Annotated in this window: 25 protein-coding genes; 8 read left to right on the top strand and 17 right to left on the bottom strand. The window is 65.5% G+C overall.

Annotated features, from left to right (window positions below; translation table 11 throughout):
* Window positions 1–129: 129 nt before the first annotated feature.
* Window positions 130–1,557 (top strand): NAD-dependent succinate-semialdehyde dehydrogenase, encoded by a 1,428-nt coding sequence (locus tag AC6LJ5_RS00625; protein ID WP_103271728.1) that lies wholly within the window; start codon window positions 130–132, stop codon window positions 1,555–1,557.
* A gap of 475 nt (window positions 1,558–2,032) precedes the next feature.
* On the top strand, window positions 2,033–4,168 hold the full coding sequence (locus AC6LJ5_RS00620) for an alpha-amylase family protein (protein WP_498139565.1): 2,136 nt from the start codon (window positions 2,033–2,035) through the stop codon (window positions 4,166–4,168).
* Here the strand turns inward: AC6LJ5_RS00620 and AC6LJ5_RS00615 are convergent.
* Both AC6LJ5_RS00615 and AC6LJ5_RS00610 read right to left on the bottom strand, forming a co-directional pair.
* Window positions 4,165–4,842 (bottom strand): ArsR/SmtB family transcription factor, encoded by a 678-nt coding sequence (locus tag AC6LJ5_RS00615; protein WP_498139564.1) that lies wholly within the window; start codon window positions 4,840–4,842, stop codon window positions 4,165–4,167. The genes AC6LJ5_RS00620 and AC6LJ5_RS00615 overlap by 4 nt on opposite strands.
* A 70-nt stretch (window positions 4,843–4,912) precedes the next feature.
* Window positions 4,913–5,872 (bottom strand): helix-turn-helix domain-containing protein, encoded by a 960-nt coding sequence (locus AC6LJ5_RS00610; protein WP_103271731.1) that lies wholly within the window; start codon window positions 5,870–5,872, stop codon window positions 4,913–4,915.
* A 162-nt stretch (window positions 5,873–6,034) separates the two neighbouring features.
* On the opposite strand from AC6LJ5_RS00610, the gene AC6LJ5_RS00605 reads away from it, so the two are divergent.
* From AC6LJ5_RS00605 to AC6LJ5_RS00580, 6 genes are read left to right on the top strand one after another with little or no spacing between them, the layout of a single operon-like run.
* Window positions 6,035–6,934 carry an alpha/beta fold hydrolase gene (locus AC6LJ5_RS00605; RefSeq protein WP_498139563.1) on the top strand — a complete coding sequence of 300 codons (900 nt, stop codon included), beginning with the start codon at window positions 6,035–6,037 and terminating at the stop codon, window positions 6,932–6,934.
* A gap of 12 nt (window positions 6,935–6,946) precedes the next feature.
* Window positions 6,947–8,119, top strand: a complete 1,173-nt coding sequence (locus AC6LJ5_RS00600) for a substrate-binding domain-containing protein (RefSeq protein WP_392412425.1) — start codon at window positions 6,947–6,949, stop codon at window positions 8,117–8,119.
* A gap of 13 nt (window positions 8,120–8,132) precedes the next feature.
* Window positions 8,133–8,903 carry an ABC transporter ATP-binding protein gene (locus tag AC6LJ5_RS00595; RefSeq protein ID WP_392412405.1) on the top strand — a complete coding sequence of 257 codons (771 nt, stop codon included), beginning with the start codon at window positions 8,133–8,135 and terminating at the stop codon, window positions 8,901–8,903.
* Complete coding sequence (locus AC6LJ5_RS00590) at window positions 8,900–9,706, top strand: ABC transporter ATP-binding protein (RefSeq protein WP_498139562.1); 807 nt, start codon at window positions 8,900–8,902, stop codon at window positions 9,704–9,706. The genes AC6LJ5_RS00595 and AC6LJ5_RS00590 overlap by 4 nt, the downstream gene beginning before the upstream one ends.
* Entirely contained in the window at window positions 9,703–10,713 is a 1,011-nt protein-coding gene (locus AC6LJ5_RS00585; RefSeq protein ID WP_103271735.1) for a branched-chain amino acid ABC transporter permease, read from the top strand. Before AC6LJ5_RS00590 ends, AC6LJ5_RS00585 begins: the two co-directional genes overlap by 4 nt.
* Window positions 10,714–10,723: 10 nt before the next feature.
* The gene (locus AC6LJ5_RS00580) at window positions 10,724–11,791 is read left to right on the top strand and encodes a branched-chain amino acid ABC transporter permease (RefSeq protein WP_103271736.1); all 1,068 of its coding nucleotides are present in this window, start codon (window positions 10,724–10,726) and stop codon (window positions 11,789–11,791) included.
* A gap of 107 nt (window positions 11,792–11,898) precedes the next feature.
* Here AC6LJ5_RS00580 and AC6LJ5_RS00575 read toward each other — a convergent pair whose 3' ends face one another.
* From AC6LJ5_RS00575 to fusA, 15 genes are all read right to left on the bottom strand, one after another.
* On the bottom strand, window positions 11,899–12,429 hold the full coding sequence (locus AC6LJ5_RS00575) for a hypothetical protein (RefSeq protein ID WP_158658310.1): 531 nt from the start codon (window positions 12,427–12,429) through the stop codon (window positions 11,899–11,901).
* A 148-nt stretch (window positions 12,430–12,577) separates the two neighbouring features.
* Window positions 12,578–13,279: a hypothetical protein gene (locus tag AC6LJ5_RS00570; RefSeq protein WP_233772645.1), complete on the bottom strand. Its 702-nt coding sequence runs from the start codon at window positions 13,277–13,279 to the stop codon at window positions 12,578–12,580.
* Between the two features lie 87 nt (window positions 13,280–13,366).
* Window positions 13,367–13,648 carry a 30S ribosomal protein S17 gene (rpsQ, locus tag AC6LJ5_RS00565; protein ID WP_006216549.1) on the bottom strand — a complete coding sequence of 94 codons (282 nt, stop codon included), beginning with the start codon at window positions 13,646–13,648 and terminating at the stop codon, window positions 13,367–13,369.
* A 2-nt stretch (window positions 13,649–13,650) separates the two neighbouring features.
* A complete protein-coding gene (rpmC, locus tag AC6LJ5_RS00560) occupies window positions 13,651–13,842 on the bottom strand; it encodes a 50S ribosomal protein L29 (RefSeq protein ID WP_003806912.1) in 192 nt (63 codons plus the stop codon).
* Between the two features lie 13 nt (window positions 13,843–13,855).
* Window positions 13,856–14,272 carry a 50S ribosomal protein L16 gene (gene rplP / locus AC6LJ5_RS00555; protein ID WP_006389610.1) on the bottom strand — a complete coding sequence of 139 codons (417 nt, stop codon included), beginning with the start codon at window positions 14,270–14,272 and terminating at the stop codon, window positions 13,856–13,858.
* A gap of 2 nt (window positions 14,273–14,274) precedes the next feature.
* Window positions 14,275–15,066, bottom strand: a complete 792-nt coding sequence (gene rpsC, locus AC6LJ5_RS00550) for a 30S ribosomal protein S3 (protein ID WP_103271738.1) — start codon at window positions 15,064–15,066, stop codon at window positions 14,275–14,277.
* A 9-nt stretch (window positions 15,067–15,075) separates the two neighbouring features.
* Window positions 15,076–15,405 carry a 50S ribosomal protein L22 gene (gene rplV / locus AC6LJ5_RS00545; RefSeq protein ID WP_006389608.1) on the bottom strand — a complete coding sequence of 110 codons (330 nt, stop codon included), beginning with the start codon at window positions 15,403–15,405 and terminating at the stop codon, window positions 15,076–15,078.
* A gap of 3 nt (window positions 15,406–15,408) precedes the next feature.
* Complete coding sequence (rpsS, locus tag AC6LJ5_RS00540; protein WP_006216555.1) at window positions 15,409–15,684, bottom strand: 30S ribosomal protein S19; 276 nt, start codon at window positions 15,682–15,684, stop codon at window positions 15,409–15,411.
* 12 nt (window positions 15,685–15,696) lie between these two features.
* Window positions 15,697–16,524 carry a 50S ribosomal protein L2 gene (gene rplB, locus AC6LJ5_RS00535; protein WP_103271739.1) on the bottom strand — a complete coding sequence of 276 codons (828 nt, stop codon included), beginning with the start codon at window positions 16,522–16,524 and terminating at the stop codon, window positions 15,697–15,699.
* Window positions 16,525–16,821, bottom strand: coding sequence for a 50S ribosomal protein L23 (gene rplW / locus AC6LJ5_RS00530; protein ID WP_006216557.1), 297 nt, complete (start codon window positions 16,819–16,821; stop codon window positions 16,525–16,527). It abuts the gene before it with no gap.
* Window positions 16,818–17,438 (bottom strand): 50S ribosomal protein L4, encoded by a 621-nt coding sequence (gene rplD / locus AC6LJ5_RS00525; RefSeq protein WP_103271740.1) that lies wholly within the window; start codon window positions 17,436–17,438, stop codon window positions 16,818–16,820. Before rplD ends, rplW begins: the two co-directional genes overlap by 4 nt.
* A 4-nt stretch (window positions 17,439–17,442) precedes the next feature.
* On the bottom strand, window positions 17,443–18,132 hold the full coding sequence (rplC, locus tag AC6LJ5_RS00520; RefSeq protein WP_199770953.1) for a 50S ribosomal protein L3: 690 nt from the start codon (window positions 18,130–18,132) through the stop codon (window positions 17,443–17,445).
* A 506-nt stretch (window positions 18,133–18,638) separates the two neighbouring features.
* The gene (rpsJ, locus tag AC6LJ5_RS00515; protein WP_003806903.1) at window positions 18,639–18,950 is read right to left on the bottom strand and encodes a 30S ribosomal protein S10; all 312 of its coding nucleotides are present in this window, start codon (window positions 18,948–18,950) and stop codon (window positions 18,639–18,641) included.
* A 70-nt stretch (window positions 18,951–19,020) separates the two neighbouring features.
* The gene (gene tuf, locus AC6LJ5_RS00510; protein ID WP_103271742.1) at window positions 19,021–20,211 is read right to left on the bottom strand and encodes an elongation factor Tu; all 1,191 of its coding nucleotides are present in this window, start codon (window positions 20,209–20,211) and stop codon (window positions 19,021–19,023) included.
* Window positions 20,212–20,287: 76 nt separating this feature from the next.
* Complete coding sequence (fusA, locus tag AC6LJ5_RS00505; protein ID WP_103271743.1) at window positions 20,288–22,390, bottom strand: elongation factor G; 2,103 nt, start codon at window positions 22,388–22,390, stop codon at window positions 20,288–20,290.
* Window positions 22,391–22,406: the final 16 nt, after the last annotated feature.

Genomic DNA, 22,406 nt, shown 5'->3' with positions numbered 1-22,406 from the left:
CAAGGGTTGGAAAGCACGGATTGGCCCCAGTCCGCCGCGCGAAACTGGTCCTCCCCTTGTCGTACAAGCTGGTTTAGACTGGCACGGACACATTTCACGCCCCCACCCATTTCGCAAGGAACGACAGGCATGTATGAACAGTTGGCGCTGTATATCGACGGCGAATTCCTCGCCGGCGAGGGCAGGCGCACCCAGGACGTCATCAACCCGGCCACGCTCGAAGTGCTGGGCCAGCTGCCCCACGCCACCGAAGCCGACCTGGACCGCGCGCTCGCCGCGGCCCAGCGCGCCTTCGAGTCCTGGAAGAAATCTTCTCCCATGGACCGTTCCGCCATCCTGCGCAAGGTCGCCCAGCTGTCGCGCGAGCGCGCCAAGGAAATCGGCCGCAACATGACCCTGGACCAGGGCAAGCCGCTGGCCGAGGCCGTGGGTGAAGTCTCGTCCTGCGCCGAGCACGCCGATTGGCACGCCGAGGAATGCCGCCGCATCTACGGCCGCGTAATCCCGCCGCGCAACCCGGACGTGCGCCAGATCGTGGTGCGCGAGCCCATCGGCGTGTGCGCTGCCTTCACGCCCTGGAACTTCCCCTACAACCAGGCCATCCGCAAGATCGCCGCCGCGCTGGGCGCGGGCTGCACCGTGGTGCTCAAGGGTCCCGAGGATTCGCCGTCCGCCGTCATGGCGATCGCGCGCATGTTCCATGAGGCCGGCCTGCCCAAGGGCTGCCTGAACATCGTCTGGGGCGAACCCGCCAAGATCTCCGACTACCTGATCCGCTCGCCCATCGTGCGCAAGGTGTCCTTCACCGGCTCGGTGCCGGTGGGCAAGCAGCTGGCCGCGCTGGCCGGCGCGCACATGAAGCGCGTCACCATGGAACTGGGCGGCCACTCGCCGGTGCTGGTGTTCGACGACGCCGACATCGACCGCGCCGCCGAGATGCTGGCCAAGTTCAAGATCCGTAACGCAGGCCAGGTCTGCGTGTCGCCCACCCGCTTCTACGTGCAGAACGGCGCCTACGAGCAGTTCCTGGCGCGCTTCACCGACGTGCTGAAGAACGTCAAGGTCGGCGATGGCCTGGAAGCCGGCACCGACATGGGCCCGCTGGCGCACGAGCGCCGCGTGCCGGCCATGGCGGCCTTCGTCGAGGACGCCCAGAAGCACGGCGGCAAGGTCGTCGTGGGCGGCGGCGCGCTGGACCGCAAGGGCTTCTTCTTCGCCCCCACCGTGGTCACGGACCTGCCCGACAACGCCATGCTGATGACCGAGGAACCCTTCGGCCCGGTGGCGCCGGTGGTGCGCTTCAGCGACACCGACGAAGTGCTCAAGCGCGCCAACAGCCTGCCGTTCGGCCTGTCGTCCTACGTCTTCACCAATTCGCTGAAGACCGCCACCAAGGTCTCCAACGGCCTGGAAGCCGGCATGGTCAACATCAACCACTTCGGCAGCGCGCTGGCCGAGACGCCGTTCGGCGGCATCAAGGACAGCGGCATCGGCAGCGAAGGCGGCCTGGAAACCTTCGACGGCTACCTGGTCACGAAGTACATCACGCACATCTGAGCGTGTTCCGGCGCCAGCCGGAATGAGGCAACGGGCTCCTTCGGGAGCCCGTTAGCCTTGTGGCCCCGGCGTGCCGTAGCGGAACATGGCGGGCGCCCGCCCGTCGCGCGGCATGCCCTGCGATACGCACGGCGCGCCAAGCACCCGGTGCGACATGCGGCCGGCATGATCTGCGAGCGCCGGTGAGACAATTCCTCGGGGCCATTGCGTCTTGCGCCTGGCCCGTCACGGCGCCCTTGCGCGCCACTCCCTGCCCTCCTTCCGTCCCGACATCGCCCGCCTGCGACCACGCACGCGGGCTTTTTTGCGTCGCGGGCCGCGGACTCCTCCCGCCGCGACCTCCCAACCCGACCGCGTCCTCACGCGCGTCGGCACGGCGGACGGGCATGTTCCTTTCCCTCATCCGAACGAGGCTCTCATGCAGACCCGCACTTCCGTTCCTTCTACCTCCGTTCCCGCGCCCCGGGCCGCGTCCATGTTCTGGCAAACATGGACGTCCAACGTGGACGTCCGCCGCCAATGGGACAGGCTGGGCGTGGGCACGACGATCTTCCAATGGGTGGCCGTCAATGGCAGCTCCTTCATCCCCAATCCCTGGCTGCCGCTGCACGGCAGCCAGCTGGACCTGGCGGACATCGCCACCCGGCCCTGGGCGCGGCGCATGATCATCGGCACGCCGGGCCTGTCCGACGAGACCCAGGCCCGCGCCCGCATCCACGAACTGGCCGACCTGGCGCAGAAGTTTGGCACGCTGTCATACCCGTCCAACGCCGCCGGCTTCTACTTCCCGGTGGAGATCGATCCCACCTACACCGCCGCGCCCGCCGACTTCGGCGCCATCTGGTCGAAGCTGCCGCGCCCCCTGTACGTGTCGGTCTACTACGGCGCCGGCGTCGACGACGCGGCCGCCGCGCAATGGCTGGACTCATTCATCCCGCAGGACGTGACCATCCTGTTCCAGGACGGCGTGGGCGCACACGGCGCGACGCCGCAGCAGGCGCTGGCCCGCTTCGACCTGATCCGCGCGCGACACCCGAAGACCGAAATGATCGCCGAGGCCTTCCGTCCGAATCCCACGCCCGGCGGCGCCTACTTCATTCCCGCCACGGCGGCCGAATACCAAGCGCAGCTGCAGGCCTATGCGCACCTGGATCCGGTGCACGTCTTCGACGGCCCCAACTACCTGGACGCAGCGCTGATCCAGCGCATCGGCGGCGTGGAGCCCGCCCTGCCGCCGACGGCGTTGAACGCGCGCGTCAACAGCTGGGGCGACGCGCGGCTGGACTGGCAACGCGCCAGCGCCGCGTCGGTGGCGGTGGCGAAATACCGCGTCGAGATCCTGGACGGCATGGGCGCGCAAGTGTTGCGCCGCTATGAGGTGCCCGGCGGTCAGGCTCACTGCTTCTACCCCGTCGACGATAGCGTGGCCGATTTCGGTTTCCCGCCCGCCTACCTGGCGTGGCGCGTGACCGAAGTGGCGGCCAACGGCTATGAAAGCGATCCCTCGGCCCTGTCCGCCGGCATGGCGATGCAGGACAACAGCTGGGCGCAGGCCGTGGTCGGCATGGCCGGCACGTCGTACACGGGCGGCTACTTTTCCGATCTGTCGGACCTGGGCAATCCCGGCACCACCGGCGTCGCGGGCCGCAAGTCCAGCGTCGCCGCCGCCACGCTGCGTCGCGCCATGGCGCAGGCGGCCGGCCTGCATATCGCGCAGATCCTGCCGGTGAACCTGACGGTCGGCGGCTCGCACCTGTCGCGCACCAGCGCGGACTTGCTGAACAGCACCAGCTACTGGTGGGACGACACGCAATCGGCGCCCGGCCCCAACCTGCTCGCCATCCAGCCGCGCATCGCGGCGCTGGGCGTGCCGCTCACGCACATGATGTGGTCGGGCGGCGTGGAGCCGGACACCATCTTCCAGTACCCGGCGCAGCGCGACGCCATCCTCGCGGCGGCCGCCACGGCGCTGACGGCGATCCACGCCACGGTGCGCGGCTACGGCGGCAACCCCCAGCTCAAGCTGTGGCTGCAACCGCATCTGCGCGCGTACTACGGGATTCCGCCGCGCGAAGGCACGGCGCTGCAATACAAGGCCGTGCGCGACGCGCTGGTGAACGTGGCGCGCGCCGATCCGGCGATATACGTGGGCACCTGGGTGCCGGGCGCGGCCTTCGCCTACGACTACTGGAACGAAATGCCGCAGATCGGCTGGGTGCACCCGGTGCCCTCGGCCTACCACGCGGCGGCCGAAGAAATGGGCCGGATGATGGCGCTGGACGGCGACCTGGCCGACGCGCCGCCGGCCTGGGCGACAATGGCGCCGCCGTCTGCCCCGACCGTGCAATGGCAGCCGTCGGAAGACGTGTCGGTCCGCTGGAATCCGCCGCAATCGGGTACGGGCTGGTTCCGCGTGCGCAACCTGCACCTGGGCACCGGCGCGGTCATCGACCAGCTGGACACGCCGTCGAGCCAGTACCTGTTCACGCGCGCCAAACAGGTTGCAACCTACGGCTACACGACAGCGGGCGTGTCGCTCGATATCTGCGAGTTCGATCCGGCCAGCGGCGCCGAAGGGCCGGTGCTGAGCGTCACGCAGTACAAGCCTTAGTCGGGCGACTCCACCCGCAGGCCGGCGGCCTTCCATTCGGGGAAGCCGGCCTCCAGCCTGCGGGCCTGCATGCCGCGGGCCCGCAGCGCTGTCACCGCCTCGCTGGACAACACGCAGTACGGCCCGCGGCAATAGGCCACGATCTCGGCGCCGGCCGGCAGGTCGCCCAGGCGGCGCTCCAGTTCCTCGGCGGGGATGTTGAGCGCGCCGGGCAGGTGGCCGAGCGCGAATTCCTCGGCCGGGCGCACGTCCAGCAACGTCACGCTCTCGGCCTTCAACATGCCGACCAGCTCGGTGATGGACACGCCGTCCAGCCGTTCCCGCTGGTGGATGCTGTCGGCGATGACCTCGCGCATTTCGGCGTGCTGATGCTCGGCGCAGGCGCCCAGGGCGGCCAGCAGCGCGGCGATGGGGCCATCGCCCAGCCGATACAGCACGCGCTTGCCGTCGCGGCGCGTCTGCACCAGGCCGGCGCGACGCAGATGCTGCAGATGCTGGGACGTATTGGCGACGCTCAGTCCGGACAGTTCGGACAGCCGCTCCACGGCGCGCTCGCCCTGGGCCACGTGTTCCAGCAGGACCAGCCGGTGGGCATGGCCCAGGGTCTTGGCGATCTCGGCCAGCGCCTCGAAACGCTGGGCGGAAGAAGATGAAGAAGTTGCGGACGTGCTCATCCGGCCAACATACCATCGGCCCGATACACGATCAATCAAGGAATTGAATGTTCTGGCCAGGGCCGGCCCGTCAGGACCGGGCCCGCCAATCCCGCGGCGTCATGCCGAAACGGCGCTTGAACAGCCGGCTGAAGTGCGAGGGATGCGAAAACCCCGCCTGATATGCGAGCTCGGCGATGCTGCGATGGCGATGCAGCGGGTTGAGCAGCAGTTCGCGGCATCGTTCCAGCCGCTCCTCGAAGATGAAGGCCTCGGCCGACGTTCCGCCGGCGCGCAGGATCCGGTGCAGGTACGCCACCGACAGGCCGCAGCCGTCGGCCACCCGCTGCGGCGACAGATCCGGATCGGCCAGATGCTGGCGCATGTAGGCCAGCGCCCGCTGCCGATGCGCCAGCGTCACGCTGCTGTCGGATGCCGAGGCCTGCGCCTGCCCGTCCTGCACCATGAACAGCGCGATCAGGTCGATCAGCCGCTCGCCCAATTCCGCGACTTCCCCGTCCGACCAGCCGTCCATGCCCTTGAACAGATGGTCCATGTAGCTGGCCAGCATGGCGCCTCGCGGCGAACCGTCATCGATGCGCAGCTTGTGGAACGCGCCGATGCGGGAATCGCGCTGCGACAGCGCGCTGCGCGGAAACGACACGCTCAGGCTGCGATAACCGGCTGCCCCCAGCGCGGTGGCCTGGTAGGGCAGGCTCTGGTTCATCAGGTACACGCAACCCGGCTCGACCTGGAACTCCCTGCCCTGCTGCACCACCGCCAGCGGGCCGGACAGCGGCAGGCCGAAGGTGTAGAACTCCTGGTCCAGGCGCGACACATTGCCGGCGGTGCGCTCCAGCTGTTGGCCCTGGTAATGCAGGTCGTTGAACTGCAGGCTGGCGCGGCGCGCGTAGCGCACATGGCCGGCGAACTGCGCCGGCTTGCCGTGGTGCACCTCGAACGGGCCAAAGGCGTCGGCCAGCGCCTCGCGCCAGCGGTCGTAGCGTTCGGCGCCGGCATCGGCCGAAATGGCGAATTCCGTGTCCGGCATGGCGCGGTCTCCTTACCCGGAAAATGGCGCAAATTGATCTTGCGTCTACATATTCTTGATCCACCCTGCTGCGGGGCGGCGGACGCATTGTGGACGCGCCTGGCGCAAGTCTATAGTCAGCCGGATAAGCACACAACAACCTGGAACATCCGGGAGGAGACCATGACCCAAGCGACCGCACAGGCCGCCCGTCATACGCCGGCTTCGCGCTACCTGCGCTGCGAGGGCCGGGAACTGCATTATGTGGAATGGGGCGCGCCCGACGCGCCGCCCGTCATCATGTGGCACGGCCTGGCCCGTACCGGGCGCGACTTCGACGAGCTGGCGCAGGCGCTGGCCGGCGACTATCGCATCATCTGTCCCGATGCCATCGGCCGCGGCCTGTCGCAGTGGAGCCCGGACCCCGTCGCCGAATACCGCCTGGACTTCTACGCCCGGCTGGCGCGCGCGCTGGCCGACGGGCTGGGCCTGGCGCGCCTGCGCTGGGTCGGCACGTCCATGGGCGGCGCCACCGGCATGCACGCGGCCGCCACCACGCTGCGCGACCGCATCTCGCACCTGGTGGTGAACGACATCGGCCCCACGCTGCCGCAGCCCGCGATCGACCGCATCCTGGCCTACGCCGGCCAGCCGCCGGCGTTCGATACCGTGACCGAACTCGAAACCTGGCTGCGCGCCGCCTACAAGCCCTACGGCTGGCAAAGCGACGAACAGTGGCGCCGCATGGCCGAGACCTCGGTACGGCGCCTGCCCGACGGCCGCGTCACCGCGCACTACGACCCGGCCATCGTCGGCCAGTTCAGCCACCACCCCGGCGACTACGAACGCTGGGAGGGCTATGACAGCCTGCGCATGCCGCTGCTGCTGCTGCGCGGCGCCGATTCCGACCTGCTGCTGCCCGACGTGGCGCATGCGATGACCCAGCGCGGACCGCGCGCGCAGCGCATCGACTTCCCCGACTGCGGCCACGCCCCGGCGCTGAACATCGCGCCGCAGATCAACGCCGTCAGGCAATTCCTGGCTCAACCGGATCACGCGGCGGCGACCGCCCCCGCGCATTAGGAGACAACCATGATGAAACGCGTATTGCTGGCCGCGATGGCCGGCCTGTGCATGCAATCGGCCGCCATGGCCAAGGACTTCGTCGTGGCCCACGTCTACGACAAGACCGGCCCGCTGGAAGCCTATGCCAAGCAGACCCAGAACGGCCTGATGCTGGGCCTGGAGTACGCCACGCAAGGCACGATGACGGTGGCCGGCCGCAAGATCCGCGTCATCGAGAAGGACAACCAGGGCAAGCCCGACGTGGCGCGCGCGCAGCTGGCCTCGGCCTATGCCGACGACAACGCCGACATCGCCGTCGGCCCCACGTCCTCGGGCGTGGCGCTGGCCATGCTGCCCATCGCCGAGGAATACGAGAAGATCCTGCTGGTCGAACCCGCCGTGGCGGATTCGATCACCGGCGACAAGTGGAACAAGTACATCTTCCGCACCGGCCGCAATTCCTCGCAGGACGCCATCGCCAACGCCGTGGCCTTCGACCAGGAAGGCACGTCGATCGCCATGCTGGCGCAGGACTATGCCTTCGGCCGCGACGGCGTGAAGGCTTTCAAGGGCGCCCTGAAGCACGCCAAGATCGTGCACGAGGAATACCTGCCGGCCAACGCCACAGACTTCACCGCCGGCGCGCAGCGCCTGTTCGACGCACTCAAGGACAAGCCGGGCCGCAAGATCATCTTCATCCTCTGGGCCGGCGCGGGCAACCCGTTCAAGATCGCCGACCTGGACCCGAAGCGCTACGGCATCGAGATCGCCACCGGCGGCAACACGCTGGCCGCCATGACGCCGCTGAAGTCGCTGGCCGGCATGGAAGGCGCCACCTATTACTACTACGGCATCCCCAAGAATCCGGTCAACGACTGGCTGGTCACCGAGCACCAGAAGCGCTTCGGCCAGCCGCCGGACTTCTTCACCGCGGGCGGCATGTCGGCCGGCATCGCCATCGTGCAGGCGCTGAACAAGACGCAGGGCAAGTCCGACACCGACGCGCTGATCAAGGCCATGGAAGGCATGAGCTTCGACACGCCCAAGGGCAAGATGACGTTCCGCCCGCAGGACCACCAGGCCATGCAGTCGATGTACCACTTCCGCATCAAGAACGACGCCTCGGTGCCCTGGGCCGTGCAGGACCTGGTGCGCGAGATCACGCCCGACCAGATGGACGTGCCCGTCCAGAACAAGCGCTAGCGCGTCGCCACTCATGCTCGAAACCCAAGCGCTCACGATCCGTTTCGGCGGGCACGTAGCCGTCGACAGTGTCAGTTGCGGCTTCGCGCCCGGCACCTTGACGGCCATCGTCGGCCCCAACGGCGCGGGCAAGACCACGTACTTCAACCTGATCTCCGGCCAGTTGCGCGCCAGCGCCGGCTCGGTGCGGCTGAACGGCCGCGACCTGACCGGACTGTCCGCGCCGGCCCGCATGCATGCGGGCCTGGGCCGGGCCTTCCAGCTGACGCAGCTGTTCCCGCGCCTGAGCGTGCACGAGAACGTGCGGCTGGCGCTGCAATCGCGCCAGCAGGGCCTGGGCTGGCGCCAGATCCGCTTCTGGCGCACCTGGGACGACGACCGCGCCCTGATCGCGCGCGCCGATGAATTGCTCGAGCGCACCCGGCTGTCCGCCCGGCGCGACCACATCGCCGCCGACCTGCCGCATGGCGACCAGCGCAAGCTGGAGATCGCCATGCTGATCGCGCTGGAACCGCAGGTGTTCATGTTCGACGAGCCCACCGCCGGCATGAGCGTGGACGACGTGCCGGTGGTGCTGGACCTGATCCGCGAGATCAAGACCGACCGCAGCAAGACCATCCTGCTGGTGGAGCACAAGATGGACGTGGTGCGTGAACTGGCCGACCGCATCGTGGTGCTGCACAACGGCCGGCTGATGGCCGATGGCGAGCCCGCCGAAGTCATCGCCTCGCCCATCGTGCAACAGGCCTACCTGGGCGTGGCCCCGACGGAGAAGACGGCATGAGCGCGATAGCGCGCGGCGCGGGCGCCGCCCCAGGCACGCATACGCCGGCGGGCGAGACCCGTCCGCTGCTCGAATTGAAAGACGTGCACACGCACATCGGCGCGTACCACATCCTGCACGGCGTGGACCTGACGGTGCCCGCCGGCCAGGTGACCATGCTGCTGGGCCGCAACGGCGCCGGCAAGACCACCACGCTGCGCACCATCATGGGCCTGTGGAAAGCCTCGCAGGGCAATGTGCGCTTCGACGGCGAGGCCGCCGGCGGACCCGGCGTGCGCGTGTCACCGCCCGACATGGCGCGCCGCGGCGTCGCCTACGTACCCGAGAACATGGGCATCTTCGCCGACCTGTCGGTGAAGGAGAACATCCTGCTGGCCGCGCGCGGCGCCGCCAACGCCAGCCAGCTCGACACGGCGCGGCTGGAATGGATCTTCGGGTTCTTCCCCGCGCTGCGCAAGTTCTGGCTGCATCCGGCCGGCAAGCTTTCCGGCGGGCAGAAGCAGATGCTGGCGGTCGCGCGCGCCATCATCGAACCGCGCCGGCTGCTGCTGATCGACGAACCCAGCAAGGGCCTGGCGCCGGCCATCGTGCAGAACATGATCGACGCCTTCATCGAGCTCAAGCAGGCAGCCACCACCATCCTGCTGGTCGAACAGAACTTCAATTTCGCGCGCCAGGTCGGCGACCGCGTGGCCGTCATGGACGACGGCCGCGTGGTGCACGCCGGCGGCATGGCGCAGCTGGCCGAGGACGAGGCGCTGCAGACGCGCCTGCTCGGCCTTTCCCTGGGAAGCCACCAATGAGTACCCTGGACGCCGACGCTCCGCTGCCGCAGGTCCGCGCCGACCTGCGCCCCGTGTTGCTGGTGCTGGCGCTGGCCGCCATCGCCCTGCCGCTGGTGGGCTCCTTCTCGACCTGGCTCACGCTGACCTTCGCCGGCCTGGCGATGGGCATGATCATCTTCATCGTGGCCTCGGGCATGACGCTGGTGTTCGGCTTGATGGACGTGCTGAACTTCGGCCATGGCCTGTTCATCGCCATTGGCGCCTACCTGGCGGCCACCGTGCTGGGCGCCATGGGCGACTGGACCCAGTCCGGCAGCCTGTGGATGAACCTGGCCGCCGTGCTGCCGGCCATGATCGTGGGCATGCTGGTGGCCGGCGCCGTGGGCCTGGCCTTCGAGCGCGTCATCGTGCGGCCGGTCTATGGCCAGCACCTGAAGCAGATCCTGATCACCATGGGCGGCATGATCATCGGCGAAGAGCTGATCAAGATGATCTGGGGCCCGCAGACCATTTCGCTGCCGCTGCCGGAAGCGCTGCGCGGCGCGGTGCTGCTGGGCGATGCCGCCATCGAGAAGTTTCGCATCGTGGCGCTGGTCGGCGGCCTGGCGGTGCTGGGCGGCATGCTGTGGCTGCTCAACCGCACCAAGCTGGGCCTGCTGATCCGCGCCGGCGTGGAAGACCGCGAAATGGTCGAAAGCCTGGGCTACCGCATCCGCCATCTGTTCGTCGGCGTGTTCGTGGCCGGCTCGATGCTGGCCGGACTGGGCGGCGCGCTGTGGGGGCTGTACCAGCAGTCGGTGGTGCCGCAGCTGGGCGCGCAGGTCAACGTGCTGATCTTCATCGTCATCATGATCGGCGGGCTGGGATCGACGGTGGGCTGCCTGATCGGTGCGCTGCTGGTCGGCCTGATGGCCAACTACACGGGCTTTCTGATGCCCAAGGCCGCGCTCTTCTCGAACATCGCGCTCATGGTCGCCATCCTGCTGTGGCGCCCGCAAGGCGTCTACCCCGTCGCCAACCGCTAGGACCCGCCTCATGTCCCTACGTCTGCTTTCCGGCGATCCTCCGCGCAGCATGGTGCTGGGCGCGCTGCTGATCGCGGTGGCGCTGCTGCTGCTTGCCGCGCCGTTCCTGTTCCCCGGACCGAAGTCGCTCGCGGTCGCGGCCAAGATCCTGGTGTTCATCGTGCTGGTGGCCAGCTACGACCTGCTGCTGGGCTATACCGGCATCGTCAGCTTCGCGCACACCATGTTCTTCGGCATCGGCGCCTATGGCGTGGCCATCGCCAGCGTGCGGCTGGAACCGGGCTGGACCGCGGTGCTGGCCGGCGCCGCCGGCGGCCTGGCGGTGTCGCTGGCCTTTGCGTTGCTGATCGGGCTGGCCAGCCTGCGCGTGCGCGCCATCTTCTACGCCATGATCACGCTGGCCGTGGCCGCCGCCTTCCAGACACTGGTATCGCAGCTGTCGGATCTGACGGGCGGCGAGGACGGGCTGAACTTCAAGGTGCCGCAGATGCTGCGCCCCGCTTTCCGCCCCTTGTCCGAACCGCTGTTCGGCGTGACGGTGGACGGACGCATCATCACCTACTACCTGATCGCCGCGGTCGCCGTCGTGCTGTTCCTGCTGCTGCTGCGCATCGTCAATTCGCCGTTCGGCCGCGTGCTGCAGGCCATCCGCGAAAATCCGTTCCGCGCCGAGGCCATCGGCTACCGCACGGTGCTGTACCGCAGCCTGTCCAACCTGCTGGCGGCCGCCTTCGCCACACTGGCCGGCGCGCTCTACGCGCTCTGGCTGCGCTACAACGGGCCGGACACCTCGCTGTCGTTCGAGATCATGCTGAACATCCTGCTGATGCTGGTGATCGGCGGCATGGGCACCATGTACGGCGCGGTGATCGGCGCGAGCCTGTTCGTGTTCGCGCAAAGCTATCTGCAGGACGGCCTGCACCTGATCCACGAAACCGTGGCGGGCGTGGCGCCGCTGGCGCTGCTGTTCGAGCCTGACCGCTGGCTGCTGTGGCTGGGCATCCTGTTCGTGGTGTCGGTGTATTACTTTCCGACGGGGATCGCGGGACGGCTCAGGGAACTGGCGAAACGGCGATAAGCCGGCGCGCTTGCCGCGCCGGCGCCTCGGTGGCCACGGTTCCCGGGCTCAGGCAAAAGCTGCTGCTGCCTGCTTTCGCCTAGCCATCCACGGCCTCGCGCCGCGCGCTATTTCACGCGGCTGCGCACATCCTCCACGCTGCGCTTTACGTCATCCACGCGCCGTTGCAGATCGTCGATCTTGCGGCTGCTGGAATCCGCGTTGCTGTTCAACTGCGACACGCTGCGCGACAGTTTCTCCAGCTCGTTCTTTTGGCTGTCCGCATTGCGGCTCAGCTTGTCCAGGTCGTTGCGCTGGCCGTCGCTGCTGCGGCCGCCGTCGCCCTGCTTGCGCTCCAGCGCCGACAGTTTCTGTGTCTGTTCTTCCAGCTTGCGGCTCAGCTCCTCGTTCTTGCGCCGCAATTCCGTCAACGCATCGGCCTGCTCGCTGATCTGGCGGGTCAACTTGCTGACCTCCATGCCGGCACGCACTTGACCGTCGCTACCGATGACGACCACGCTCTCGCTGAAGGGGCGCTGCACGGTGACGTCCTTCAATTGCACGCTATTGAGATCAGCCTGCGCTGCCGGCGCCATCAAGACCAGCACCATCGGAACAACGCCGCAAGCGGCCACGAACTTACCCACAGATCCACGCATGTTTCACGCTCCTGCCGACTGAAGTCCGGGCACGCGGAATGCGTGCCCGCGAGAGTTGTAACAGGCGGGATCGAGGCCGGGAATACCCTGGTTCCGGACAGTTGCTACGCTGGGTTTCAGAGTTTGGGTATGCGCCGAAGGCGGCCCCTCAACGCGACGGCGTGCTCAAGGTATTGGCGTTGCGCAGCATGCCATCCACCTTGCGCTGCATGGCATCGACCTGACGTCGCGCATCCATCGTGCCGTCCAGGCGCGAGCCGGCCGGCGCGGGGGCCAGCTTCGGCATGGAAGGCGGCGGCTGATCGGCCGAACTCCGGCTCAGCGGAATCGTGCCTGCCGGCGCTGCGCGCGGACCCGGCGTCTGATTGAACAAGCGTTCCAATGCCTGCAAGCGCATGCGTTGTTCGTCGACGGCGCGCTCCTGTCCGGCGAGCGCCAGCTCGTCCTCGTCTTGCGTGCCAAAAATGGCGGCATGGTCACGTGAGTCTGCGGGAAACTGCACACGCGGGTCGGGGCCGGCCGTCAGGGCATTGTTGCCCCGCTTGTCGATGGGCATCGGCACATCGCCAGGCGATGCGACGGACCTGTCCACGCCAATTTGAGCACCAGGATTTGCGACGCCGGCCTTGGCAGCAGGTCCGGCCAGCCCCTGTTCCGCCACCGGCATCGCTGGCGTGGGTGCCGCGCCCACGGGCTCCGCGGGCAGCGACTGCGCCGCGGATATCGTCCAGGCTGCCGTGCATGCAAACACGCTCATGCCGCACGCCGCGCGTGTGATCCGCTTGAAGCCTGAAAAACGGCGGCCCATGTCTTTGCCCTGCTCCACATTGCCTGATTGCGCGCGTCGCAACGGACGCGCCGGACGAAAAAAAACGGCAAGGGTTTGATCCCTTGCCGTTTTATATCAGAACGGCATGCCGTCCCGATGCACTGCTACTTAGATGATACGCGCGGCTTCAACCAGACGCACCACACGCCACGACTTCGAGCGCGAGATGGGACGGCCTTCAGCGATTTCGACGGTATCGCCTTCGTTGTACTGGTTCGACTCATCGTGCGCCTTGTACTTCGCGGAGCGCATGATGATCTTGCCGAAGATGGGGTGCTTGACGCGGCGCTCAACGAGCACGACGACAGTCTTGTCCATCTTGTTGCTGACGACCTTGCCAACCAGCGTGCGCTGGCGCTTGGCCACTTGGGTGTTTTGAGTTTCGCTCATCTTTATTTCCCTGCCTTCTCGGTCAGCAAGGTACGCACGCGCGCGATGTCGCGGCGCACGTTACGCAGCTGGCTGGTGTTGGCAAGCTGCTGCGTGGCCTTCTGCATACGCAGACCGAATTGTGCCTTCAGCAGGCTTTCGAGCTCTTTGCCGAGCTCGGCGGCGTCTTTCGAACGGAGTTCGCTGGCTTTCATGTCTTAGTACTCCTTAAGCACCGATATGACGCGCGACGAACGTGGTCGAAATCGGCAGCTTGGCAGCGGCCAGGCGGAAAGCTTCACGCGCGAGCTCTTCGCTAACCCCTTCCATTTCGTAGAGCACCTTGCCGGGCTGAATTTCGGCGACCCAGTACTCCGGGTTGCCCTTACCGTTACCCATACGGACTTCGGCAGGCTTCTGCGAGATCGGCTTGTCCGGGAAAATCCGGATCCAGATGCGGCCGCCACGCTTGATGTGACGGTTGATGGCACGACGAGCGGCTTCGATCTGGCGGGCGGTCAGACGGCCACGGCCGGTGGCCTTCAGACCGAATTCGCCGAACGACACGTGGGTGCCGCGAGTCGCCAGACCGGTGTTGCGGCCCTTTTGCTCTTTGCGATACTTTCTGCGAGAGGGTTGCAGCATGGTTATTCTCCTTCAGGAGCCGGAGCCGCGTCCGCCTTGCGGGGACCACGGCCACGACCACCCGGACGACCGGTGCGAGCACCTTCCGGACGATCGCCACGCGGAGCGCGGCGCGGACGGCGTTCTTCTTCACGCGGGGCGGCGGTTTCCGGCGGCAGTTCGCCGTTGGCCAGCATGTCGCCCTTGTAGACCCAGACCTTGATGCCGATCACACCGTAGGTGGTGTGGGCTTCGGAGGTGCCGTAGTCGATGTTCGCCTTCAGCGTGTGCAGCGGCACACGGCCTTCGCGATACCACTCGGTGCGAGCGATTTCGATGCCGTTCAGACGGCCCGACGACATGATCTTGATGCCCTGGGCACCCAGACGCATGGCGTTCTGCATCGCACGCTTCATGGCGCGACGGAACATGATGCGCTTTTCGAGCTGTTGCGAGATCGAATCGGCGATCAGTTGAGCATCGGTTTCCGGCTTGCGGATTTCTTCGATGTTCACGTGCACCGGCACGCCCATCAGGCGTTGCAGATCAGCCTTCAGGCTTTCGATGTCTTCGCCACGCTTGCCGATCACCACGCCCGGACGAGCCGAGTAGACGGTGATGCGGGCATTCTTGGCGGGACGCTCGATGATCACGCGACCAACGGAGGCGCTCTTGAGCTTCTTCTTCAGGTACTCGCGGACGCGAATGTCTTCGGCCAGCATGGCGCCGAAGGCCTTGTCGTCGGCGAACCAACGCGAGGACCAGTTACGGGTGACCGCGAGACGGAACCCAGTGGGGTGAATTTTCTGACCCATCGTGACTCCTTAAGCTCCGACCTTGACCGTGATGTGGCAGGTCTGCTTCTCGATACGGTTGCCGCGGCCCTTGGCGCGAGCGGAGAAGCGCTTCATCGACTGAGCCTTGTCCACGAAAATCGTGGTGACCTTCAGTTCGTCGATATCGGCGCCGTCGTTGTGCTCGGCGTTGGCGATGGCGGACTCGACAGCCTTCTTCAGGATGGCGGCGGCCTTCTTCGGCGAGAAGGTGAGGATTTCCAGCGCACGGCCGACCTTCTGGCCGCGGATCAGGTCCGCAACCAGGCGAGTCTTTTGTGCGGAGATGTGAACCCCACGGATAATGGCAGTAGTTTCCATCGCTTACCTCTTCGCCTTCTTGTCCGCGGCGTGACCCTTGAACGTACGGGTCAGCGCGAACTCGCCCAGCTTGTGACCGACCATGTTCTCGTTGATGTAAACGGGAACATGCTGCTTGCCGTTGTGCACAGCGATCGTCAGACCGATGAACTCGGGCAGGATCGTGGAACGGCGCGACCAGGTCTTGATCGGCTTCTTGTCTTTGCCCGCGACGGCCGTGTCCACCTTTTTGATCAGGTGAGCGTCGACAAACGGGCCTTTCTTGATCGAACGTGACATAGTGTTCGCCTCTTACTTGCGCTTGCGCCGTTGGACGATCATATTGTTCGTCCGCTTGTTGCGACGGGTCTTGAAACCCTTCGCCGGAGTGCCCCACGGGCTGACCGGCTCGCGTGCTTCACCGGTACGGCCTTCGCCGCCACCGTGCGGGTGATCGACCGGGTTCATGGCCACGCCACGAACCGTCGGACGGACACCGCGCCAACGCATTGCACCGGCCTTGCCGATCTGGCGCAGGCTGTGTTCTTCGTTACCGACTTCACCGATGGTGGCGCGGCACTCGATGTGCACGCGGCGCACTTCACCCGAGCGCAGACGAACCTGGGCGTACGTGCCTTCGCGGGCCAGCAGGACGGCGGAAGCGCCGGCCGAACGGACCATCTGAGCACCCTTGCCGGGGATCATTTCCACGCAGTGGATGGTGGTACCCACCGGGATGTTGCGGATCGGCAGCGTGTTGCCGGCGCGGATCGGGGCTTCGATGCCCGAGACCAGCGTGGCGCCCACTTCCAGGCCACGGGGAGCGATGATGTAACGACGCTCGCCGTCGGCGTAGCACAGCAGAGCGATGTGCGCCGTACGGTTCGGGTCATATTCCAGACGCTCGACCTTTGCCGGGATGCCATCCTTGTCGCGACGGAAGTCGACGACACGGTAGTGTTGCTTGTGACCACCGCCACGATGACGGACGGTGATGTGGCCGTTGTTGTTACGGCCCGAGCCACGGGTCTTCTTTTCGAGCAGCGGCGCGTAGGGCTCGCCCTTGTGCAGGTTCGGGCTGACAACCTTCACCATGCCACGGCGGCCAGCCGAAGTCGGCTTAACTTTTACGAGGGCCATTTACTTCACCTCCGCAAAGTCGATTTCCTGGCCGTCCTTGAGCGAGACGTAGGCCTTGCGCTCATTGCGACGGCGGCCGACGAAACGGCCAAAGCGCTTGACTTTGCCCTTACGGTTGAGGACCTGCACGGACTCGACCTGCACCTTGAAGAGCAGTTCGACGGCAGCCTTGATTTCCGGCTTGGTAGCGTCAGCCACGACACGGAAAGCGACTTGCTGATTCTTCTCAGCGACGAACGTGGCCTTTTCGGTCACGATCGGAGCCAGAATGACTTGCATCAAGCGTTCAGCGTTCATCCCAGCATCTCCTCGAGTTGAGCGATGGCCGGCTTGGTGATCAGCACTTTCTTGTAGTGGACCAGCGACAACGGATCGGCGTAACGGGGCTCGACCACGGCAACGTGCGGCAGGTTGCGGGTGGCGAGGTAAACATTTTCATCGACGTTGTCGGTGATGATCAGCACCGAATCCAGGCCCAGGCTCTTCAGCTTGGCGGCAGCCAGCTTGGTCTTGGGGGATTCGAGGTCGAACGATTCGACGACGGCGATGCGGTCTTCGCGGGCCAGCTGCGACAGGATCGAGCGGATACCGGCGCGGTACATCTTCTTGTTGACCTTCTGGCTGAAGTTTTCTTCAGGCGAGTTCGGGAAGATGCGACCACCACCACGCCACAGCGGCGACGAGGTCATACCGGCGCGAGCGCGGCCGGTACCCTTCTGGCGCCAGGGCTTCTTGGTGGAGTGCTTGACTTCGGAACGGTCCTTCTGGGCGCGGTTACCGGCACGGGCGTTGGCTTGGAAAGCCACGACGACCTGGTGAATCAGCGCTTCGTTGAAGTCACGACCGAAAATCGTGTCGGGCGCGCTGAACGTAGCGGCAGCCTGACCTTGTTCGTTCAGGAGCTTGAGATCCATTTACTTACGCTCCCTTCTTGGCCGGGGCCTTGATGGCCGGGCGCACGACGATATCGGAGCCAGCGTGGCCGGGGACGGCGCCCTTGACCAGCAGCAGGCCGCGCTCGGCGTCAACGCGAACGACGTCCAGGTTCTGGACGGTGCGGGTGACGTCGCCCAGGTGACCAGCCATGCGCTTACCCGGGAAAATACGGCCCGGATCTTGAGCTTGACCGATCGAGCCCGGCACGCGGTGCGAACGGGAGTTACCGTGCGACGCGCGTTGCGAACCGAAGTTGTGGCGCTTGATGGTACCGGCGAAACCCTTACCGATGGTGGTGCCCGTCACGTCGACCTGTTGGCCGGCTTCGAACACGGATTCCACGGCGATGACGGCGCCAGCCGCGAATTCAGCGGCGCGGGCGGGGTCGAGGCGGAACTCTTTCAGGATGCTGCCGGCTTCAGTGCCGGCCTTGGCGTAGTGGCCCGTTTGCGGCTGAGCCACACGCGAGGCACGACGGGTGCCATAAGCCACCTGGATCGCGGCGTAGCCGTCGGTTTCCAGCGACTTAACCTGGGTCACACGGTTGTTCGACACGTCCAGCACGGTCACCGGGATGGATTCACCTTCCTCGGTAAAAATGCGGGTCATGCCGACCTTGCGACCCACCAGACCCAGCCGGTGAGCGGCGGGCGTGGGTGTCGAATTCGACATCGTTTTCTCCATTCCCGACTGCGATTGGTCGGGGCTAATCGGGCAAAAGGTAACGGCCTTTGCCCTACGACTATGTGCAACCTGATCCGGGCTTTCCGGGCGTTTCCCTTGCGAGTTTCCTTACGGATTCCAGCAAAAGACCGGCAACGCAAAGCGTCAGACCATAGTTAGACTTGCCACAAAATGGCAAGCTTCGCATATTAGCATGTTTTTTTCAGGCAGCACAAGCACTTAGCGCGTTTTCCGTGTCTGGCGCGCGACGCGGAGCGGACGGACCGACGCAGGGCATGCATGGCGGCGCTCCGAGGAATCGCCACCTTTCATCCTGATCAATTGCTGACCAGCGCCTTCCCGGCAAAGTAAGTGCCTGCTAACAACCGTGCCCTGCCCCCGGTCGCCGCGACGGCGTCCAGACCGGCGCCCAAAACAAAATGGCCGCAGTCCCGAAGGATTGCGGCCATTTTTCACAGGTCGGCGGGCGAAGGTCGCCAACCTGCCACGCCTACTTACTGCAGCGCGATTTCGACGTCGACGCCAGCCGGCAGGTCCAGACGCATCAGGGCGTCAACGGTCTTGTCGGTGGGATCAACAATGTCCATCAAGCGCTGGTGCGTGCGGATTTCGAACTGGTCGCGCGACGTCTTGTTGACGTGCGGCGAACGCAGCACGTCATAGCGACGGATGCGCGTGGGCAGCGGCACCGGACCACGGACGACGGCGCCCGTGCGCTTGGCGGTATCAACGATTTCGGCGGCCGATTGATCGATCAGCTTGTAATCGAAGGCTTTCAAGCGGATGCGGATCTTTTGGTTTTTCATGGCGTTTCCTAAAGAACGAGTTGCGAGGGCGCGGTGCGCCCCCGCTGGGTAGGTGCTGCTTGCGATCCGATTACTTCAGGATCTTGGCGACGACGCCGGCGCCGACGGTACGACCGCCTTCACGGATGGCGAAGCGCAGGCCTTCTTCCATGGCGATGGGGGCCAGCAGCTTGACGGTCATCGTCACGTTGTCGCCCGGCAGAACCATTTCCTTGTCGGCCGGCAGGTCGATCGTGCCCGTCACGTCCGTCGTGCGGAAGTAGAACTGGGGACGATAGCCGTTGAAGAACGGGGTGTGGCGGCCGCCTTCTTCCTTGGACAGGATGTACACCTCGGACGTGAAGTCCGTGTGCGGGGTGATCGAGCCCGGCTTGGCCAGAACCTGGCCGCGCTGGACGTCTTCACGCTTGGTGCCGCGCAGCAGGATGCCCACGTTGTCGCCGGCTTGACCTTGGTCCAGCAGCTTGCGGAACATTTCCACGCCCGTGCAGGTCGTCTTGACCGTCGGGGTGATACCGACGATTTCGATTTCCTCGCCGACCTTGATGATGCCGCGTTCGATACGGCCGGTCACCACGGTGCCGCGACCCGAGATCGAGAACACGTCTTCCACCGGCATCAGGAACGCGCCGTCAACGGCACGCTCGGGCGTCGGGATATAGGTGTCCAGGGCTTGGGCCAGGGCCAGGATGGCCTGCTCGCCCAGCTCGCCCTTGTCGCCTTCCAGCGCCAGCTTGGCCGAACCCTTGACGATCGGGGTGTCGTCGCCCGGGAAGTCGTACTTGGACAGCAGTTCGCGAACTTCCATTTCCACCAGCTCGAGCAGCTCGGCGTCGTCGACCATGTCAGCCTTGTTCAGGAAGACGATGATGTACGGCACACCGACCTGGCGCGACAGCAGGATGTGCTCGCGGGTCTGCGGCATCGGGCCGTCAGCGGCCGACACGACCAGGATCGCGCCGTCCATCTGGGCGGCGCCCGTGATCATGTTCTTGACGTAGTCGGCGTGGCCCGGGCAGTCAACGTGCGCGTAGTGACGCGATTCCGTTTCGTACTCGACGTGCGCGGTGTTGATGGTGATGCCGCGTGCCTTTTCTTCAGGAGCTGCATCGATCTGGTCGTAGCCCTTGGCTTCGCCGCCGAACTTGGTCGACAGAACCGTCGTGATGGCCGCGGTCAGGGTGGTCTTGCCGTGGTCAACGTGGCCGATGGTGCCGACGTTCACGTGCGGCTTGGTACGTTCAAACTTGCCTTTTGCCATGATCTCTATCCTTTGACTTTCAAGGAAATTTCGATATTTGCCGCGCCGCCTTTTGGGCGGACGCGGCGAGGGTTATTTACTTGGCCCGAGCGGCGATGACTTCGTCAGCGACGTTCTTGGGGGCCTCGGAGTAATGCTTGAATTCCATCGTGTACGTGGCACGACCTTGCGTCAGCGAACGCAGGTTCGTGGCGTAACCGAACATCTCGGCCAGCGGAACTTCGGCCTTGATGACCTTGCCGCCGCCAACCATGTCGTCCATGCCCTGAACCATGCCGCGACGCGAGGACAGATCGCCCATCACGGTACCGGCGTAGTCTTCAGGCGTTTCGACTTCAACGGCCATCATGGGCTCGAGCAGCACGGGGCTGGCCTTGCGCATGCCTTCCTTGAAGCCCATCGAGCCGGCCATCTTGAACGCGTTTTCGTTCGAGTCCACGTCGTGGTACGAACCGAAGAACAGCGTGACCTTGACGTCCACGACCGGATAACCGGCCAGGATGCCCGACGGCAGGGTTTCCTGGATGCCCTTGTCCACCGCGGGGATGAACTCGCGCGGCACCACGCCGCCCTTGATGGCGTCCACGAACTCGTAGCCACCGCCCGGGGGCAGCGGTTCGACCTTCAGGACCACGTGACCGTACTGGCCACGACCGCCCGACTGCTTGACGAACTTGCCTTCGACTTCGTCGCAGGTCTTGCGGATCGTTTCGCGGTAGGCCACCTGCGGCTTGCCGACGTTGGCTTCCACGCCGAATTCGCGCTTCATGCGATCGACGATGATCTCCAGGTGCAGCTCGCCCATGCCCGAAATGATGGTCTGGCCGGATTCTTCGTCGCTGCGCACGCGGAACGACGGATCTTCCTGCGCCAGGCGCGACAGCGCCAGGCCCATCTTTTCCTGGTCAGCCTTGGACTTGGGTTCCACGGCCTGCGAGATCACGGGCTCGGGGAATTCCATGCGTTCCAGCGTGACGTGCGAGTCGACGTCGCACAGCGTTTCGCCGGTCGTCACGTCCTTCAGGCCCACCACGGCGGCGATGTCGCCGGCCAGAACTTCCTTGATTTCCTCGCGGTTGTTCGCGTGCATCTGCAGGATGCGGCCGATACGTTCCTTCTTGCCCTTGATCGGGTTGTAGACCGTGTCGCCCGACTTCAGAACGCCCGAGTAAACGCGCACGAAGGTCAGCTGACCCACGAACGGGTCGGTCATCAGCTTGAACGCCAGGGCGGAGAACTTCTCGCCGTCGTCGGCTTGACGCTTGACTTCGTTGCCGTCGTCATCGGTGCCTTCGACCGGGGGGATGTCCACGGGCGACGGCAGGTAGTCGATGACGGCGTCGAGCATGCGCTGCACGCCCTTGTTTTTGAAGGCGGTGCCGCACAGCATCGGCTGGATTTCGCCGGCGATGGTGCGTTGACGGATGGCCGTGTTGATCTCGGCTTCGTCCAGCGCGCCGGTCTCGAGGTACTTGTTCATCAGTTCCTCGGACGACTCGGCGGCGGCCTCGACCAGCTTCTCGCGCCATTCTTCGGCAGCGCCTTGCAGCTCGGCCGGAATGTCTTCGTAGTCGAACTTGATGCCTTGGCTGGCTTCGTCCCAGATGATGGCCTTCATCTTGACCAGGTCGATGACGCCCTTGAACGAGTCTTCGGCGCCGATCGGGATCACGATGGGCACGGGATTGGCGCGCAGGCGGTTCTTCAGCTGGTCATAGACCTTGAAGAAGTTGGCGCCGGTGCGGTCCATCTTGTTGACGAAGGCCAGACGCGGCACGCCGTACTTGTTGGCTTGGCGCCACACGGTTTCGGACTGAGGCTGAACACCGCCCACCGCGCAGTAGACCATGCAGGCACCGTCCAGGACGCGCATGGAACGTTCCACCTCGATGGTGAAGTCCACGTGTCCCGGGGTGTCGATGATGTTGATGCGGTGTTCGGGGTAGTTCTTGGCCATGCCACGCCAAAACGCCGTCGTAGCAGCCGACGTAATGGTGATGCCACGCTCTTGCTCTTGCTCCATCCAGTCCATGGTGGCTGCGCCATCATGCACTTCGCCAATCTTGTGATTGACGCCGGTGTAGAACAGGATGCGTTCGGTCGTGGTGGTTTTCCCTGCATCGATGTGCGCAGAGATGCCAATGTTGCGATAGCGCTCGATCGGGGTTTTGCGGGCCATGGTGGGTAGTCCTTAA

The sequence above is a fragment of the Achromobacter sp. 1011791174 genome, from assembly GCF_059760925.1.
The sequence above is the reverse complement of the archived record's forward strand: the minus strand, read 5'-3'. Positions and strand labels throughout refer to the sequence as shown.